16 protein-coding genes are annotated in these 14,644 nt (G+C 61.1%); 2 read left to right on the forward strand and 14 right to left on the reverse strand.

Annotated elements, in window-relative coordinates; translation table 11 throughout:
* Position 1 precedes the first annotated feature (1 nt).
* From lipB to ACA049_RS26990, 11 genes are all read right to left on the reverse strand, one after another.
* Positions 2 to 649, reverse strand: coding sequence for a lipoyl(octanoyl) transferase LipB (gene lipB / locus ACA049_RS26940; RefSeq protein ID WP_497331157.1), 648 nt, complete (start codon positions 647 to 649; stop codon positions 2 to 4).
* Positions 649 to 924 carry a DUF493 domain-containing protein gene (locus ACA049_RS26945; protein WP_054052426.1) on the reverse strand — a complete coding sequence of 92 codons (276 nt, stop codon included), beginning with the start codon at positions 922 to 924 and terminating at the stop codon, positions 649 to 651. The genes lipB and ACA049_RS26945 overlap by 1 nt, the downstream gene beginning before the upstream one ends.
* A gap of 80 nt (positions 925 to 1,004) precedes the next feature.
* A complete protein-coding gene (locus ACA049_RS26950; protein WP_219096032.1) occupies positions 1,005 to 2,162 on the reverse strand; it encodes a D-alanyl-D-alanine carboxypeptidase family protein in 1,158 nt (385 codons plus the stop codon).
* A 182-nt stretch (positions 2,163 to 2,344) separates the two neighbouring features.
* Complete coding sequence (locus ACA049_RS26955; RefSeq protein ID WP_497313920.1) at positions 2,345 to 3,358, reverse strand: septal ring lytic transglycosylase RlpA family protein; 1,014 nt, start codon at positions 3,356 to 3,358, stop codon at positions 2,345 to 2,347.
* Positions 3,358 to 4,368, reverse strand: a complete 1,011-nt coding sequence (gene mltB, locus ACA049_RS26960) for a lytic murein transglycosylase B (protein ID WP_497331159.1) — start codon at positions 4,366 to 4,368, stop codon at positions 3,358 to 3,360. The genes ACA049_RS26955 and mltB overlap by 1 nt, the downstream gene beginning before the upstream one ends.
* 17 nt (positions 4,369 to 4,385) lie before the next feature.
* The gene (rodA, locus tag ACA049_RS26965; protein WP_497336996.1) at positions 4,386 to 5,489 is read right to left on the reverse strand and encodes a rod shape-determining protein RodA; all 1,104 of its coding nucleotides are present in this window, start codon (positions 5,487 to 5,489) and stop codon (positions 4,386 to 4,388) included.
* 31 nt (positions 5,490 to 5,520) lie between these two features.
* Positions 5,521 to 7,416 (reverse strand): penicillin-binding protein 2, encoded by a 1,896-nt coding sequence (gene mrdA, locus ACA049_RS26970; RefSeq protein ID WP_497331161.1) that lies wholly within the window; start codon positions 7,414 to 7,416, stop codon positions 5,521 to 5,523.
* 10 nt (positions 7,417 to 7,426) lie between these two features.
* Positions 7,427 to 7,894, reverse strand: coding sequence for a 23S rRNA (pseudouridine(1915)-N(3))-methyltransferase RlmH (gene rlmH / locus ACA049_RS26975; RefSeq protein ID WP_497331163.1), 468 nt, complete (start codon positions 7,892 to 7,894; stop codon positions 7,427 to 7,429).
* A 9-nt stretch (positions 7,895 to 7,903) separates the two neighbouring features.
* Positions 7,904 to 8,398, reverse strand: a complete 495-nt coding sequence (gene rsfS, locus ACA049_RS26980; RefSeq protein ID WP_131063098.1) for a ribosome silencing factor — start codon at positions 8,396 to 8,398, stop codon at positions 7,904 to 7,906.
* A gap of 72 nt (positions 8,399 to 8,470) precedes the next feature.
* Positions 8,471 to 9,160 (reverse strand): nicotinate-nucleotide adenylyltransferase, encoded by a 690-nt coding sequence (gene nadD, locus ACA049_RS26985; protein ID WP_497331166.1) that lies wholly within the window; start codon positions 9,158 to 9,160, stop codon positions 8,471 to 8,473.
* Between the two features lies 1 nt (position 9,161).
* Positions 9,162 to 10,433: a glutamate-5-semialdehyde dehydrogenase gene (locus ACA049_RS26990; RefSeq protein ID WP_497331168.1), complete on the reverse strand. Its 1,272-nt coding sequence runs from the start codon at positions 10,431 to 10,433 to the stop codon at positions 9,162 to 9,164.
* Positions 10,434 to 10,622: 189 nt separating this feature from the next.
* Between ACA049_RS26990 and ACA049_RS26995 the strand changes: the two genes are divergently transcribed.
* Together ACA049_RS26995 and ACA049_RS27000 are read left to right on the forward strand one after the other, a co-directional pair.
* The gene (locus ACA049_RS26995; protein WP_497331169.1) at positions 10,623 to 11,321 is read left to right on the forward strand and encodes a DNA-3-methyladenine glycosylase; all 699 of its coding nucleotides are present in this window, start codon (positions 10,623 to 10,625) and stop codon (positions 11,319 to 11,321) included.
* 178 nt (positions 11,322 to 11,499) lie between these two features.
* Positions 11,500 to 12,816 (forward strand): bifunctional DedA family/phosphatase PAP2 family protein, encoded by a 1,317-nt coding sequence (locus ACA049_RS27000; RefSeq protein ID WP_497331171.1) that lies wholly within the window; start codon positions 11,500 to 11,502, stop codon positions 12,814 to 12,816.
* Here ACA049_RS27000 and ACA049_RS27005 read toward each other — a convergent pair whose 3' ends face one another.
* Genes ACA049_RS27005 through ACA049_RS27015 form a run of 3 tightly spaced genes read right to left on the reverse strand, consistent with a single transcriptional unit; the run spans position 12,817 to position 14,493 of the window.
* Positions 12,817 to 13,407 (reverse strand): LON peptidase substrate-binding domain-containing protein, encoded by a 591-nt coding sequence (locus ACA049_RS27005; protein ID WP_438661339.1) that lies wholly within the window; start codon positions 13,405 to 13,407, stop codon positions 12,817 to 12,819. It lies immediately after the preceding gene.
* 10 nt (positions 13,408 to 13,417) lie between these two features.
* Positions 13,418 to 14,134 (reverse strand): LrgB family protein, encoded by a 717-nt coding sequence (locus tag ACA049_RS27010; protein ID WP_497331173.1) that lies wholly within the window; start codon positions 14,132 to 14,134, stop codon positions 13,418 to 13,420.
* Positions 14,131 to 14,493, reverse strand: a complete 363-nt coding sequence (locus ACA049_RS27015; RefSeq protein ID WP_497331175.1) for a CidA/LrgA family protein — start codon at positions 14,491 to 14,493, stop codon at positions 14,131 to 14,133. The genes ACA049_RS27010 and ACA049_RS27015 overlap by 4 nt, the downstream gene beginning before the upstream one ends.
* Between the last annotated feature and the right edge of the window lie 151 nt (positions 14,494 to 14,644).

Genomic DNA, 14,644 nt, shown 5'->3' on the forward strand with positions numbered 1-14,644 from the left:
ATCAGTCGATTCCGCCCGTTAGGGTCGTCTGCTCAGCATAGTCGAGGTGTTTGACGAGCTGCGCGCGCAGCCGGGCACTTACCTCGGCAAATTCAATCGATCCTGCGTGATCGCGGAGCTGAGTCATTGCCAGCCCGGCGTAACCGCAGGGATTAATCCGTCGAAACGGTTCCAGGTTCATGTCCACGTTCAGGGCCAGTCCATGAAAGGAGCAACCGTGGCGGATCCGCAGACCCAGGGACGCGATTTTCGCCCCGTTGACGTAGACACCTGGCGCATCGGGCTTGGCCGCTGCGGTCACGCCGTAGCTGGCCAGCAGCTCGATCAGGCAGTGTTCCATGCGGGTGACCAGGTCACGCACACCGAAACCCAGCTTGCGCACATCGAGCAATAGGTAGGCCACCAACTGGCCGGGGCCGTGGTAAGTCACCTGGCCACCGCGATCAACCTGCACCACCGGGATATCCCCCGGCAGCAGCAAGTGTTCGGCCTTGCCGGCCTGCCCCTGGGTGAACACCGGTGGGTGCTCGACCAGCCAGATCTCGTCCGCGGCATCGCTGCCGCGTTCGTTGGTGAAGCGCTGCATGGCATGCCAGACCGGCTCGTAAGCCATCTGGCCGAGTTCGCGAAAGCCCAGCGTGCCAGACATCACAGCACCATGTGCACGAAACCGGTAGCCCGCAGTTCGCTGTTGATGTCGTACAGCTGGTCTTGACCGGTGGCGATAATGTGCAGCTGGATGGTGGTGTACTTGCCGTTGCTGCTCTGGCGTTCGTCCACCTTCTCATCGTTGATCGTTGCGTGCTTCTTAACGATATCGATGATCTTTTGCTTGATGTCCACAATGGTGTCGCCGATCACTTTGATCGGATAGTCATTGGCTGGGAATTCGATCTTTGGCGCCTTTACTTCGGTATCTGTCATGGCGTAACGGCCTCGTAAGCCGTGGCAACGGACATGGCCCCGCTCCGGATTGGATCGGGGCCATGCAAGTCCACACTAATTCAGTTGAACAAGCCGTAGAAGAATAGACGGATGCTATCCCACATGCGGCGGAAGATACCACCCTCCTCGACAGCGTCCAGGGCGATCAGGTCGGCGCTGTGCACCACCTTGTCGTCCAGTTTCACTTCGACTTTACCGATTACGTCGCCCTTGGCGATTGGCGCAACCAGCTGCGGGTTCATGGTCATGCTCGCGGCGAGCTTTTTCAGCTGGCCCTTTGGCAGGGTCATGGTCAGGTCTTCAGCCAGGCCGGCCTTGACTTGATTGGTGCTGCCTTTCCAGACAGGGGCCTGAGCCAGCTCGGCGCCTTTCTGATAGAAGGTCTGGGTTTCGAAGAAGCGGAAACCGTAAGTCAGCAGCTTTTGGGTTTCGGAAGCACGAGCCACTTCGCTGTTGGTGCCGAACACCACGGCGATCAGGCGCATGCCGTCACGTACAGCCGAAGACACCATGCAGTAGCCGGCTTCGTCGGTGTGACCGGTTTTCAGACCGTCGACGGTCTTGTCGCGCCACAGCAGCAAGTTGCGGTTAGGTTGCTTGATGCCGTTCCAGAAGAACTCTTTCTGCGAGTAGATCGCATAGTGAGCCGGGTCTTCATGGATGATCGCGCGAGCCAGTACGGCCATGTCGTGAGCCGACGAGTAATGCTCTGGGTTCGGCAGACCGGTCGGGTTCATGAAGTGGCTGTTGGTCATGCCCAGGTCGGCCACGGTTTTGTTCATCATGTCGGCGAATGCGTCTTCGCTGCCGGCGATGTGCTCGGAGAGCGCAACACTGGCGTCGTTACCCGACTGAATGATGATGCCGTGCAGCAGGTCGCTGACAGTGACTTGCGAGCCGACCTTGATGAACATCCGCGAACCGCCGGTACGCCAGGCGTTTTCGCTGACGGTCACCGGATCGTTTTCACCGATCTGGCCACGACGGATTTCCAGGGTCGCGATGTACGCGGTCATCAGCTTGGTCAGGCTGGCCGGCGGCAGACGCTGGTCACCGTTGTTCTCGACCAGCACGTTGCCGCTGCTGGCATCCATGAGCACATAGGATTTAGCAGCCAGTTGTGGTGGCGACGGCATCATCTCGACCGCGAACGCGGCAGGCGAGAGGAGCAGCGGGACTAGCAGACACAGGCGTTTGGCAAAGGTGGTGATGTTCATCCGTCTCTCGAAATCGCTAATGGAAACTGCCCTGACGGGCAAAACTAATCAGACAGCTTTCTAACGAGCTGTCGCGTGTTCAGTTGTTCACTCAGAACCCTTGCCGGGCTTTTGTTCTTCAAGAGCCAACAACCAGGTCCACCCCCCGAACCGCAAGCGAACCGTCAATCAAGTACTACGTATTATTCGGCGGTGACCACGCTCGGCGAACCGAGATTGGCCAGGCGCACGCTGTTCTGCACTTGCTGGATTTCACCCGGCGAACCGATCGGCCCCAGGCGCACCCGATGCAGCGTCTGTTGATTGCGCACGATCGAGCTGATGAACACCGGAGCGCTCACCATCCCGCTGAGCTTCGATCTCAGGAGTTCTGCAGCGTCCGGGTTGGCGAACGCGCCCACCTGCAGATACTGGCCAGAGGCTGGTACAGAAGCGTTTTTTTTTGCATCAATCTGCACGGGCACCACGGCCGCCGCGTGTTGCTGCGGCGGTGGCGTCCATTGCTCGACGGTGCCGGCCGAAGCGGTAATCGTCGGCGCGGCATTTTGCGCTACTTGCGGCTCGTTGAGCATCAAAGGCGCCGGACGGCCCTTTTGTGCCCACCACTGTTGCGGATCGATGCCCTCGACCTTGACCCGCGCCGTGCCCGTTTCGGCGTAACCGAGTTTTTTCGCGGCGGCGTAGGACAGGTCGATGATGCGGTCCGAATAGAACGGCCCGCGGTCGTTGACCCGCAGGATCACGCTCTTGTTGTTGTCCAGGTTGGTCACCCGAACGTAACTCGGCAGTGGCAATGTCTTGTGCGCGGCACTCATGCCGTACAGGTCATACACCTCGCCATTGGCGGTGTTCTGGCCATGGAATTTGGTGCCGTACCAGGACGCCGTGCCCGAGGCGACATAGGTCTTGGATTCTTGCAGCGGAAAGTAAGTCTTGCCCAGCACGGTGTACGGGTTGGCTTTATAAGGGCCCGAGTGCAGGGTCGGCGTGGCATCCGGGATGCGCGATACGTCGACGTCCCACCACGGCGCGCCGTCTTTGTGGGCGCGGTTGATGTCCAGGCCTGGCGTCGAACGCACGGCGGTGGATGAAGATTTCTGAGCCGGCGCGCGGCTGGTCGAGCAACTGGCGACCAGCACCGCCAACGCGGCGAAAGCCATGAGCTTCAGGGGTTTATTCATAGGCAATGCCCGCATTACTTGACGCCCCGTGCTTGGACCAGCTGTTCAGACAGTTGATGTACCGCCATGGCGTACATCACGCTGCGGTTATAACGCGTGATTGCGTAAAAATTCTTCAGGCCCATCCAGTATTCCGGGCCATTGTCACCTTCCAGGCGGAAAGCCGTGACCGGCATATCATCGCGCAGCGCATCATGACTCGACCAGCCCAAGGCTCGCAACTCCCCGACCGTTTTAGTCGGCTCGATGCCCGTCGTCAAACCTTCATCCACGTGCTCGCCACGCACATCGGCGCGGCTGACCACCGGCTCGCCGGCAACCCAGCCGTGACGCTTGAAATAACTGGCGACGCTGCCAATGGCATCGTCCGGATTGGTCCAGATATTAATGTGGCCGTCACCGTCGAAGTCCACCGCATAGGCGCGAAAGCTGCTCGGCATGAACTGCGGCAAGCCCATGGCACCGGCGTAGGAGCCTTTGAGGGTCAGCGGATCGACCTGTTCCTCACGGGCCAGCAACAGAAACTCGCGCAATTCCTTGCGGAAGAATTCGGCACGGGGAGGATAGTCGAAACCCAGGGTCGACAACGCGTCGATCACCCGGAAATTGCCGGTATTGCGACCGAAAAAGGTCTCAACGCCGATGATCGAGACAATCACCTGCGCCGGCACACCGTATTCCTGCTCGGCACGGGCCAGTACCGCTTCGTGCTGACGCCAGAAGTCCACACCACGGGCGATGCGCGCGTCGGTGATGAACATCGGACGATATTCGTTCCATTGCTTGACCCGTTCGGCAGGCTTCGAGATCGCGTCCAGAATCGACTGCTTGCGCTCGGCTTCGCGGAACACGCCCATCAGCTGTTCACCGGCAAAACCGTAGTCGCGGGTCATTTCACCGACGAATTCGGCCACCTGGGGTGAGCCTTCGTAATCGCCGGCCAACGCGTCCTGCGTTGTGCCAAGGATGCTTACCAGGCCGACCCACGGCGCGTATCGAGTCGCCCAGCCACGCATTACTTGCATTGACATCTTCACCTTATTCAAACCTGTGCGATCCACTTACGATGGGTATGGATCGACATCAAAACCCCAAACGCTGACAGCAGCGTTACCAGCGAAGTTCCTCCGTAGCTAATGAACGGCAACGGCACCCCCACGACCGGCAACAGGCCACTGACCATACCGATGTTGACGAAAACGTAAACAAAAAACGTCATGGTCAGGGCGCCCGCGAGCAATTTGCCGAACAATGTCTGGGCCTGGGCGGTTATCACCAGCCCACGACCGATCAATAACAGATAAATCAGCAGCAGCGCGCAAATGCCCACCAGGCCGAATTCTTCGCCCATCACCGCAATAATGAAGTCAGTGTGGCTTTCCGGCAGGAAGTCCAGGTGCGACTGGGTGCCGAGCAACCAGCCTTTGCCGAACACGCCGCCGGAACCGATGGCCGCTTTCGACTGAATGATGTTCCAGCCGGTGCCGAGCGGATCGCTCTCCGGGTCAAGGAACGTCAGGATTCGCTGCTTCTGGTAGTCGTGCATGATGAAGAACCACATCGCCACGGCCACCGGCACGGCGGCGGCCAGCACGCTGACGATCCAGCGCCAGCGCAACCCGCCCATGAACAAGACGAAAGCGCCGCCGGCAAGAATCAGCAGCGAGGTGCCAAGGTCCGGCTGCCGCACGATCAGGATGAAGGGCAAGCCGATCAGGAACAGGCTGACACCCACATGCTTGAGCTGCGGCGGCAAGGTGCGCTTGGACAAGTACCAGGCGATAGTCGCCGGCATCAGGATCTTCATGAACTCCGAAGGCTGGAAGCGGATCACCCCCGGAATGTTGATCCAGCGCGTAGCGCCCATGGCGTTGTGGCCCATGACGTCCACCACCACCAGCAACAGCACGCCGATCACATAACCGACCGGCACCCAACGGGCCATGAAGCGCGGCTCGAACTGGGCGATGACGATCATCGACACCAGCCCGATGCCGAACGAAGTGGCTTGCTTGGCCAGCAGGTCCCAGCTCTTGCCACTGGCCGAATACAGCACGAACAGGCTGCCGGCGGCGAGGGTCAGCAGCAGGATCAGCAACGGGCCGTCGATGTGCATGCGTTGCAACAGCGTCGCACGGCGACGCATCACATCCTCACTGGAGAGGATGCGATCGAAATTACTCTTCACGGGCCGTAGCCTCCGCACTGATAGGGCTGGCGTATTCGGCCTTCAACCGACCGTCCTGGTCCAGAAGCCAGGCGTCCATGACTTGGCGCACCACAGGCGCGGCGACGCCGGAACCGGACTCGCCGTTCTCGACCATCACCGACACCACGATTTGCGGGTTGTCGGCCGGCGCGAAGCCAACGAACAAGGCGTGGTCGCGGTGGCGTTCCTGAACCTTGGAGCGGTCGTACTTCTCGCCCTGCTTGATCGCGACCACCTGGGCCGTACCACTTTTACCCGCGATGCGGTATTGCGAACCGATCGCCGCTTTGCGCGCCGTGCCCCGGGCACCGTGCATTACCTGCTGCATGCCATGGTTGACCTTGGTCCAGTCGGACGGGTCGCGCAGGACGATGTCCGGCATCGGGTTTTCATCCTTGGGCCGCTCGCCTTCGACAGTCTTGGCCAGGTGCGGACGGTTCCAGATGCCTTTGTTGGCCACCAGCGCAGTCGCCTGGGCCAGTTGCAGCGGCGTCGACTGCATGTAGCCCTGGCCGATCCCGAGAATCAGCGTTTCGCCCGGGAACCAGGCTTGGCGTCGGGTCGCACGCTTCCACTCACGTGTCGGCATCAGCCCCGGAGACTCTTCGAACATATCCAGCGAGACCTTCTGGCCGATACCGAACTTGGTCATGTACGCCGACAGCCGATCGATTCCCAGCTTGTGTGCCAGGTCGTAGAAATAGGTGTCGTTGGACCGCATGATCGCCGTGTCCAAGTCCACGTAGCCGTCACCGGTACGGTTCCAGTTACGGTATTTGTGATCGTAGTTGGGCAGCTGGTAGTAGCCGGGGTCGTACACCCGGCTCGACGCGGTCACGACACCGGCATCCAGGCCGGCAATCGCCACCGCCGGCTTGATGGTCGAACCCGGCGGGTACAAGCCGCGCAGCACGCGGTTGAACAGCGGCCGGTCGATCGAATCGCGCAGCTCGGCATAGGCCTTGAAGCTGATGCCGGTGACGAACAGGTTCGGATCGAAACTCGGCGCACTGACCATCGCCAGCACTTCGCCGGTTTTCGGATCGAGTGCCACCACCGCGCCACGACGACCGCCGAGTGCCGCTTCGGCGGCTTCCTGCAATTTGATGTCCAGGCTCAGGACGATGTCCTTGCCGGGAATCGGATCGGTACGCTTGAGTACGCGCAAGACGCGGCCACGAGCGTTGGTTTCGACTTCTTCGTAACCCACCTGACCGTGCAGCTCGGGCTCGTAGAAACGCTCGATCCCGGTTTTGCCGATGTGGTGGGTGCCGCTGTAATTGACCGGATCGAGGGACTTCAGCTCTTTCTCGTTGATCCGCCCCATGTAGCCCACCGAGTGCGCAAAGTGCGGGCCCTGCGGGTAGTGACGCACCAGCTGCGCGACCACTTCCACGCCCGGCAGACGGAACTGATTCACCGCGATCCGGGCGATCTGCTCTTCAGTCAGCTCGAACAGGATCGGCACCGGCTCGAACGGCCGACGCCCCTGACGCATGCGTTTCTCGAAGATCACCCGGTCCTCGGGCGTCAGCTCCAGCACTTCGACGATCACGTCGAGTACTTGCTGCCAGTCGCCAGACCGTTCGCGGGTCATGCTCAGGCTGAAGCTGGGCCGGTTATCGGCCACGACCACGCCGTTGCGGTCGAAGATCAGCCCACGGGTCGGCGGAATCGGCTGCACATGGACGCGGTTGTTTTCCGACAGGGTCGAGTGGTACTCGTACTGGATCACCTGCAGGAAATACAGCCGCGCGATCAGCACGCAGATCAGCAACACCACCGCAATGGCCCCGAACACGACGCGGCCACGCACCAGACGGGCGTCTTTTTCGTGGTCCTTGATGCGTATCGGCTGGGGCATGAGGGCAGAACTACTTGTGGTAAGGGTGGCCGGACAAGACTGTCCAGGCACGATACAGCTGTTCGCCGATCAGAATCCGCACCAGCGGGTGCGGCAACGTCAACGGCGACAACGACCAGCGCTGATCGGCTCGCGCACACACTTCCGGCGCCAGCCCTTCGGGGCCGCCGACCATGAAATTGACCGTGCGTGAGTCCAGCCGCCAGCGATCGAGTTCGACCGCCAACTGCTCGGTGCTCCAGGGCTTGCCGTGGACTTCGAGGGTCACAACACGCTCATTCGGCCCGACCTTGGCCAGCATGGCTTCGCCTTCCTGACGGATGAAGCGTGCCACGTCGGCGTTCTTGCCACGGGTGTTGAGCGGTATTTCCACCAGTTCCAGCGCCAGCTCGGGCGGAAGACGCTTGGCATATTCATGCCAGCCTTCTTCCACCCATTTGGGCATGCGTGAACCGACGGCGATCAGTCGCAGTCGCACAGCGGTCCCTTATTGCTGGTCTTTGTTGAGCTTGATGAAATGCTCATGGGTGTTTTCCGGGCTGTGGTGAGCCGCGTTCAGAGCACGGCTCTGTTCCGCACCGGACCACAGACGCTCGAGGTCGTAAAACTGACGAGCCGAAGCCGTCATCATGTGAACGATGACGTCATCCATGTCCAGCAGCACCCAATCGCTGTCGCCCTTGCCTTCTTCACCCAGTGGCTTGACGCCCAGGGCTTTGACCGCTTCGCGAACCTTGTCCAGCATCGCGCCGATCTGGCGGTTGGAGGTACCGGTGGCGATGATCATGTAGTCAGTGATGCTCTGCTTTTCACGAACGTCGATGACCTGGATGTCCTGGCCCTTCACGTCTTCCAGGGCTGCTACGGCAACCTTGACCAGCTCATCACCCTTCAGCGGCTCGGTGGTGAGAACCGGCTCAGGCAGCGGAGCGCTCTTGAACGTGCCTTTGCGCTTTACTTTAGTTACGTCTTTGTTCGTCATATAAAACTCGTTTTGCTCGTATGTTCGGGCGCTTCGGTACACGCGTTCACGTGTTTTGAAGCGCTCCCTTTTTCAGTTCGACGCACGGTAGAGTCCGTGCGCATCGATGTAGGCCAGGACCGCGTCGGGCACCAGGAAACGTACCGACTTACCGCTGGCCAGCAGTTGACGGATCTGGGTGGCGGATACCGCGAGCGGCGTCTGCCAGACGAATGCAATCTGTCCGCTCGGCCCTTTGAGGGCCAGCGGGTCGCTCACCGAGCGTGCCGCCAACAGATTGCGCAAGGCATCCGGCGGTTCGCTGTCGGCATCCGGGCGTTGCAGCACCAGGATGTGGCAATGCTGGAGCAACTCTTCCCAGCGGTGCCAAGTGGGCAGGCCGCAAAATGCGTCCCAGCCCAAAAGTAGAAAAACCTGGTCAGAGGCGGCCAATTCGGCGCGCATCAGTTCCAGGGTGTCGATGGTGTAGGACGGTTTGTCCCGCTGCAATTCGCGGGCGTCCACCACCAACGGCGCCACACCGGCCACCGCGCACTCGACCATCGCCAGACGGTCCTCTGCCGACACCTGCGGCGTACCGCGATGTGGCGGGCGGGCACTGGGTGTCAGGCGTAACTCATCGAGCGCCAGCGATTCGGCGACTTCCAGCGCACCGCGCAAATGGCCGATGTGCACCGGGTCGAACGTCCCGCCCAGCACGCCAATGCGTCGAGGTGCAGGCTCGCTGGCGATTTGCGCGGCTGACGGTTTGAGGTCGCCCAAGTCAGACCGACGCCTGGCCGCGCAACTGGCCATCACCGACCACGATGTACTTCTCGCAGGTCAGACCTTCGAGGCCCACCGGGCCGCGGGCGTGCAGCTTATCAGTAGAAATGCCAATCTCGGCACCCAATCCGTATTCGAAGCCATCGGCGAAGCAGGTCGGCGTGTTGATCATCACCGACGAGGAATCGACTTCCGCCACAAAACGCCGGGTGTCGGCGAGGTTTTCGCTGACGATCGAGTCGGTGTGATGCGAGCCGTACTGATTGATGTGCTCGATCGCCTGGTCCAGCCCGTCAACGACGCGGATCGACAGAATCGGCGCCAGGTATTCGGTGTTCCAGTCTTCTTCTGTTGCAGCGACAGCCTCGATGATCGCCCGGGTGCGTTCGCAACCGCGCAGTTCGACGCCTTTTTCGCGGAACTGTGCGGCCATCGACGGCAGGAAATCCTTGGCGACGGCTTGATCCACCAGCAGCGTTTCCATCGCGCCACAGATGCCATAACGGTAAGTCTTGGCATTGAAGGCGATGCGCCGGGCTTTCGGCAGATCGGCGTGGGCACCGACGTAGACGTGGCAGATGCCGTCCAGGTGTTTGATCACCGGCACGCGGGCATCGCGGCTGACGCGTTCGATCAAGCCACGGCCACCACGAGGCACGATGACGTCGACGTATTCAGGCATGGTGATCAGCGCGCCAACGGCGGCACGATCCGTGGTTTCGACTACCTGCACCACGGCGGCGGGCAATTCTGCCTCGGCCAGGCCGCGTTGAATGCAGGCAGCGATGGCACGATTGGAATTGATTGCCTCGGAACCGCCACGCAGGATGGTTGCGTTGCCGGACTTCAGGCACAGGCTCGCGGCATCAATGGTCACGTTGGGCCGGGATTCGTAAATGATCCCGATCACGCCCAACGGCACGCGCATCTTGCCGACCTGAATGCCCGACGGACGGAAGCTCATGTCGCGGATCGCGCCGACCGGGTCCGGCAGTGCCGCCACCTGACGCAAACCGACGATCATGCCGTCGATGCGCTCCGGGGTCAGCGCCAGACGCTCAAGCAATGCCGGCTCAAGACCATTGGCGCGACCCGCGGCCAAATCCAGTTCGTTGGCCGCCGTCAGCTCGGCGCGTGCAGCGTCCAGCGCATTGGCAGCCGCCTGCAACGCGCGGTTTTTCTGCGCAGTGCTGGCACGGCCAATGACGCGAGAAGCCTCGCGGGCGGCGCGACCCAGACGGGTCATGTACTCAAGAACGGACTCAGTCATTGTCTGTGGTGGTCTTTGCTAAGGTCTTGGTAAAGAGTAAAGCGGCAGATTATAGCTGTCGCGTCCCGGGACTAACAGCGGTGACGGGCGGATGGTCGAAATGGAGGGCAATTTGCCGACGTTCAGCCGGGATTAAGCTGCAAATTGTTATCATCCCGACTCAATCAGCCTTGATAAACACCGTTCATCATGTCCAACCTGACTGTTCGAGCGTCCGCTGCACGCCTGCCCACGGGGCTCCCGGACGCGTTTTTCGACCGCGACGCGCAAACCCTGGCCCGGGATTTACTTGGCAAGGTCATCCGCCACCGGGTCGGCGACCTGTGGCTCAGCGCCCGGATTATCGAGACCGAGGCCTATTACTGCGAAGAAAAAGGCAGCCATGCGTCCCTCGGCTACACAGAAAAGCGTAAGGCTTTGTTTCTGGATGGTGGGCACATCTACATGTATTACGCCCGCGGTGGCGATTCCCTGAATTTCAGCGCCCAAGGGCCGGGCAACGCGGTACTGATCAAATCCGCCTATCCATGGGTCGATGAATTGAGCGGGCCGGCGAGCCTGGCGCAGATGCTGCTGAACAACCCCGACGCCCAGGGCCGACCTCGCCCGTCGCAGAAGCTCTGTGCCGGGCAGACATTGTTGTGCAAGTCACTGGGCTTGAAAGTGCCAGTGTGGGATGCCAAGCGTTTTGACCATGAAGTGTTGCTGGTCGAAGACGTCGGCCCGGCGCCTGCGCACATTATTCAGACCACGCGCCTGGGCATCCCCCATGGGCGTGATGAGCATTTGATGTACCGCTTCGTCGACGCGGCTTACGCGCCGTATTGCACGCGGAACCCGCTGCGACGGGGGCAGGTCGAAGGTCGCGATTATTTTTTGCTGACCTGAATAATGAACATCCCCCCTTGTGGGAGCGGGCTTGCTCGCGAAAGCGGAGTGTCAGGCGACATTAGTATTGACTGGTCGGCCGCTTTCGCGAGCAAGCCCTCTCCCACATAGGGCTTGTAGTGTTTTGAAGATTGCGTTCGTCCCATGGGACCAATGAACATCAGATGGAGTTGTTTTTATGGGCCCATGGCTCGATAGCGTGACCGGTTGGCTGGCGGCTAACCCGCAATGGCTGGCCGCGGCGGTGTTCATCGTGGCGTTCGTGGAATGCCTGGCGATTGCCGGGTTGATCGTGCCCGGCACGGTGTTGCTGTTCGCCGTGGCGGTGTTGGCCGGCAGCGGTGCGTTGTCATTGAGCGAAACGCTGCTGCTGGGGTTCGTCGCCGGCGTGCTGGGCGACATCGTTTCGTACTTCATCGGACGACATTTCCACCAGAACATCCGGCGCCTGCCGGGGTTGCGCCACCATCCGGAATGGATCGCTGGCGCCGAGGCGTATTTCCAGCGCTACGGCATCGCCAGCCTGCTGGTCGGACGCTTTATCGGCCCGCTGCGCCCGATGCTGCCGATGGTCGCCGGGATGTTCGACATGCCCTTCCCACGCTTCGCTGCCGTCAGTTTGCTGGCCGCCGCAGGCTGGAGCATCGCGTACCTGTTGCCCGGCTGGGCCACGGGCGCGGCGATTCGCTTGCCGTTACCCGACGGTTTCTGGCCTGAAGCAGGGATTGTCGCCGGCAGCATTGCGCTAATGATCGGCTTGAGCGTGACCAGCAGTCTGCGCCGCCATCGCCACGCCACCGCGTATATAGCCGGCCTCGGTCTGTTGATTCTGGCGGGGCTGTTTATCGGCTACCCGCACCTCACCGCGCTCGATCAAGGCGTGATGGCGCTGGTGCAGGAACACCGCAGCCCGATGCTCGATGAAGTGGCCGTCACCTTCACGCTGATCGGCGAGTTCCGCAACATGCTGGTGTTCAGCGCCCTGCTCACGGGTCTGCTGCTGCTCACCCGACAGTGGCGCCAGGCGATTTTCGCCGGCGGCACCCTGCTCTTCACCGCACTGGGCAACACGTTCACCAAGCAGTTTTTCGCCCGCGTGCGCCCGGAAGTGCTGAGCGATCCGCTGACCAGCTACAGCATGCCCAGCGGCCACGCCTCGGGGTCCTTCGCGTTGTTCCTGACTCTTGCCGTGCTGGCCGGTCGCGGCCAGCCACCACGGATGCGCCTGACCTGGTTGCTGCTGGGTTGCTTGCCAGCGCTGGCGATTGCCCTGTCGCGGGTTTACCTGGGCGCGCATTGGCCAACAGATGTACTGGCCGGCGCGATGCTGGCAGCGTGCGTCTGTGCCGCGAGTTTGTGGCTGAGCCAGCGTCAGACGCCACTCAACGCCATGCCACCAAAAGTCTGGTGGCTGGTATTGCCAGCGTTGGTGGCGTTGTTCGGATTCTTTGCGTTGCGGCATTTACCGCATGCGATGTTGCGGTATGCCTACTGATCAGGCGAACAATTCACCCTGCAACTCATCCAGCAGCGCCTGAATCGCATCCAGTCGCTGCTGGGGATCATCGAGTTGCAGCAGGTCGATCTTGTCCAGCTCGGCAAACGGCAGCAGGTACGCCAGCTGATTCGCCAGCGACTGTTGCCCGGTTGCTTCGGTGCCCATGTTCAGCGCCTCGACCATCGGGTGTTCGGCCAGTGCCTTGAGCAGCGCGACCAGATCGGCGTCCTCATCCTGCAGCGGTTGCTCAGGCTCGTCTTCCAGCCACTCGACGTCAGCGACGGTCAACTGATCGCGCTGCACCTCGGTGCGCAATACATGAAAACGCCGTCCACCCTGCACCCGAATGCCCAGCAGGCCATTGTCCTGCTGCTTGAAATCGGTGATCAACGCTTCGCAACCCACCAGCGCATAGCCGGCCGGAGCGATGCCGACTTCTTCGCCGTCGAGAATGCACACCACGCCGAAGCCGCCGCCCTGTTTCATGCAGCGGCCGATCATGTCCAGGTAGCGCGCCTCGAAGATCTGCAAGTCGAGGATGCAACCAGGGAACAGCACCGTGTTCAACGGGAAAAGCGGCAAGCTCATAGACATTTCCTTACACCACCATCGACACCGCCAACGGCAGGAACACCGCCGTGGCCACGCCCATCAGACTCATCGCCAGCGCCGCGAAAGCGCCGCATTCTTCACTTTCCTGCAAGGCCACCGAGGTGCCGACCGCGTGGGCGGTCATGCCCAGCGCCATGCCTCGCGCTTCAGGGCTGTGCACACCAAGCCGAGTCAGCATACTCGGCCCGAAGATCGCACCGATCACGCCGGTGATCAACACGAACACCGCAGCCAATGCCGCGACACCACCAATCTGCTCGGCCACCAACATGGCAATCGGCGACGTCACCGACTTCGGCGCCATGGTCATCAGGATCATGTGTTCGGCGCCAAACCACCAGCCCAGCAACACGCCCATCCCCGTGGCAACCACGCCGCCTATCACCAGCGTAGTAAATATCGGCCAGAACAACTGCCGAATACGTCGCAGATTGAGGTACAGCGGCACCGCCAGCGCAACGGTCGCAGGCCCGAGCAAGATACTGAGGATCTCGGTGCTCTTGCGGTACTCGATAAAGGTGATGCCACACACCGTCAGCACGCCGATCACCAACAGCATGGAGACCAGCACCGGTTGCAGAAAGATCCAGCGGGTCTTCTCGAAGGCTGCCAGCACCAACTGATAAGCGCCCAGCGTAATGCCGATGCCGAACAACGGATGATGGATCACCGAGTCCAGCGCGCCGTGCCAGTCAAGGATCATGGTCGATCTCCGCGATGGGCATGACGCTTGACCATGCGCTGCATCAGCATCCCGGCAAACGCCATCGACAACACCAACGACAGCACCAATGCGCCGACGATGGCCCAGAAGTCTGCGGCGATGTCCTTGGCATACACCATCACGCCCACGGCCGGCGGCACCAGCAGCAGGGGCAAATAACGCAGCAGGCTACTGGCCGCCAGGTTCAGCGGCTCACTGACTTGCCCGCGTGAAATCAGGTACACCAGTAACAGCAGCAGGCCGACAATCGGCCCGGGCAGTACCGGCAAAAACAAATGGTTGATGGCTGTGCCCAGCAATTGGAACAGCACCAGCCAGGTCAGGCCACGTAACAACATCCAGCATCTCCCGCACGCACTCCCCACCAAACAGGGGCCGGGCATTATAAGCACGTCAACGCTATGGATCGGCATTCGCCAAAAGCATGGTCAGTTGACCGGAGCAATTTGCCATGTTGATCTAAAGTGGTTCACAGGGAGGTCAAATCCC

It is taken from the genome of Pseudomonas sp. LBUM1662, assembly GCF_059695915.1.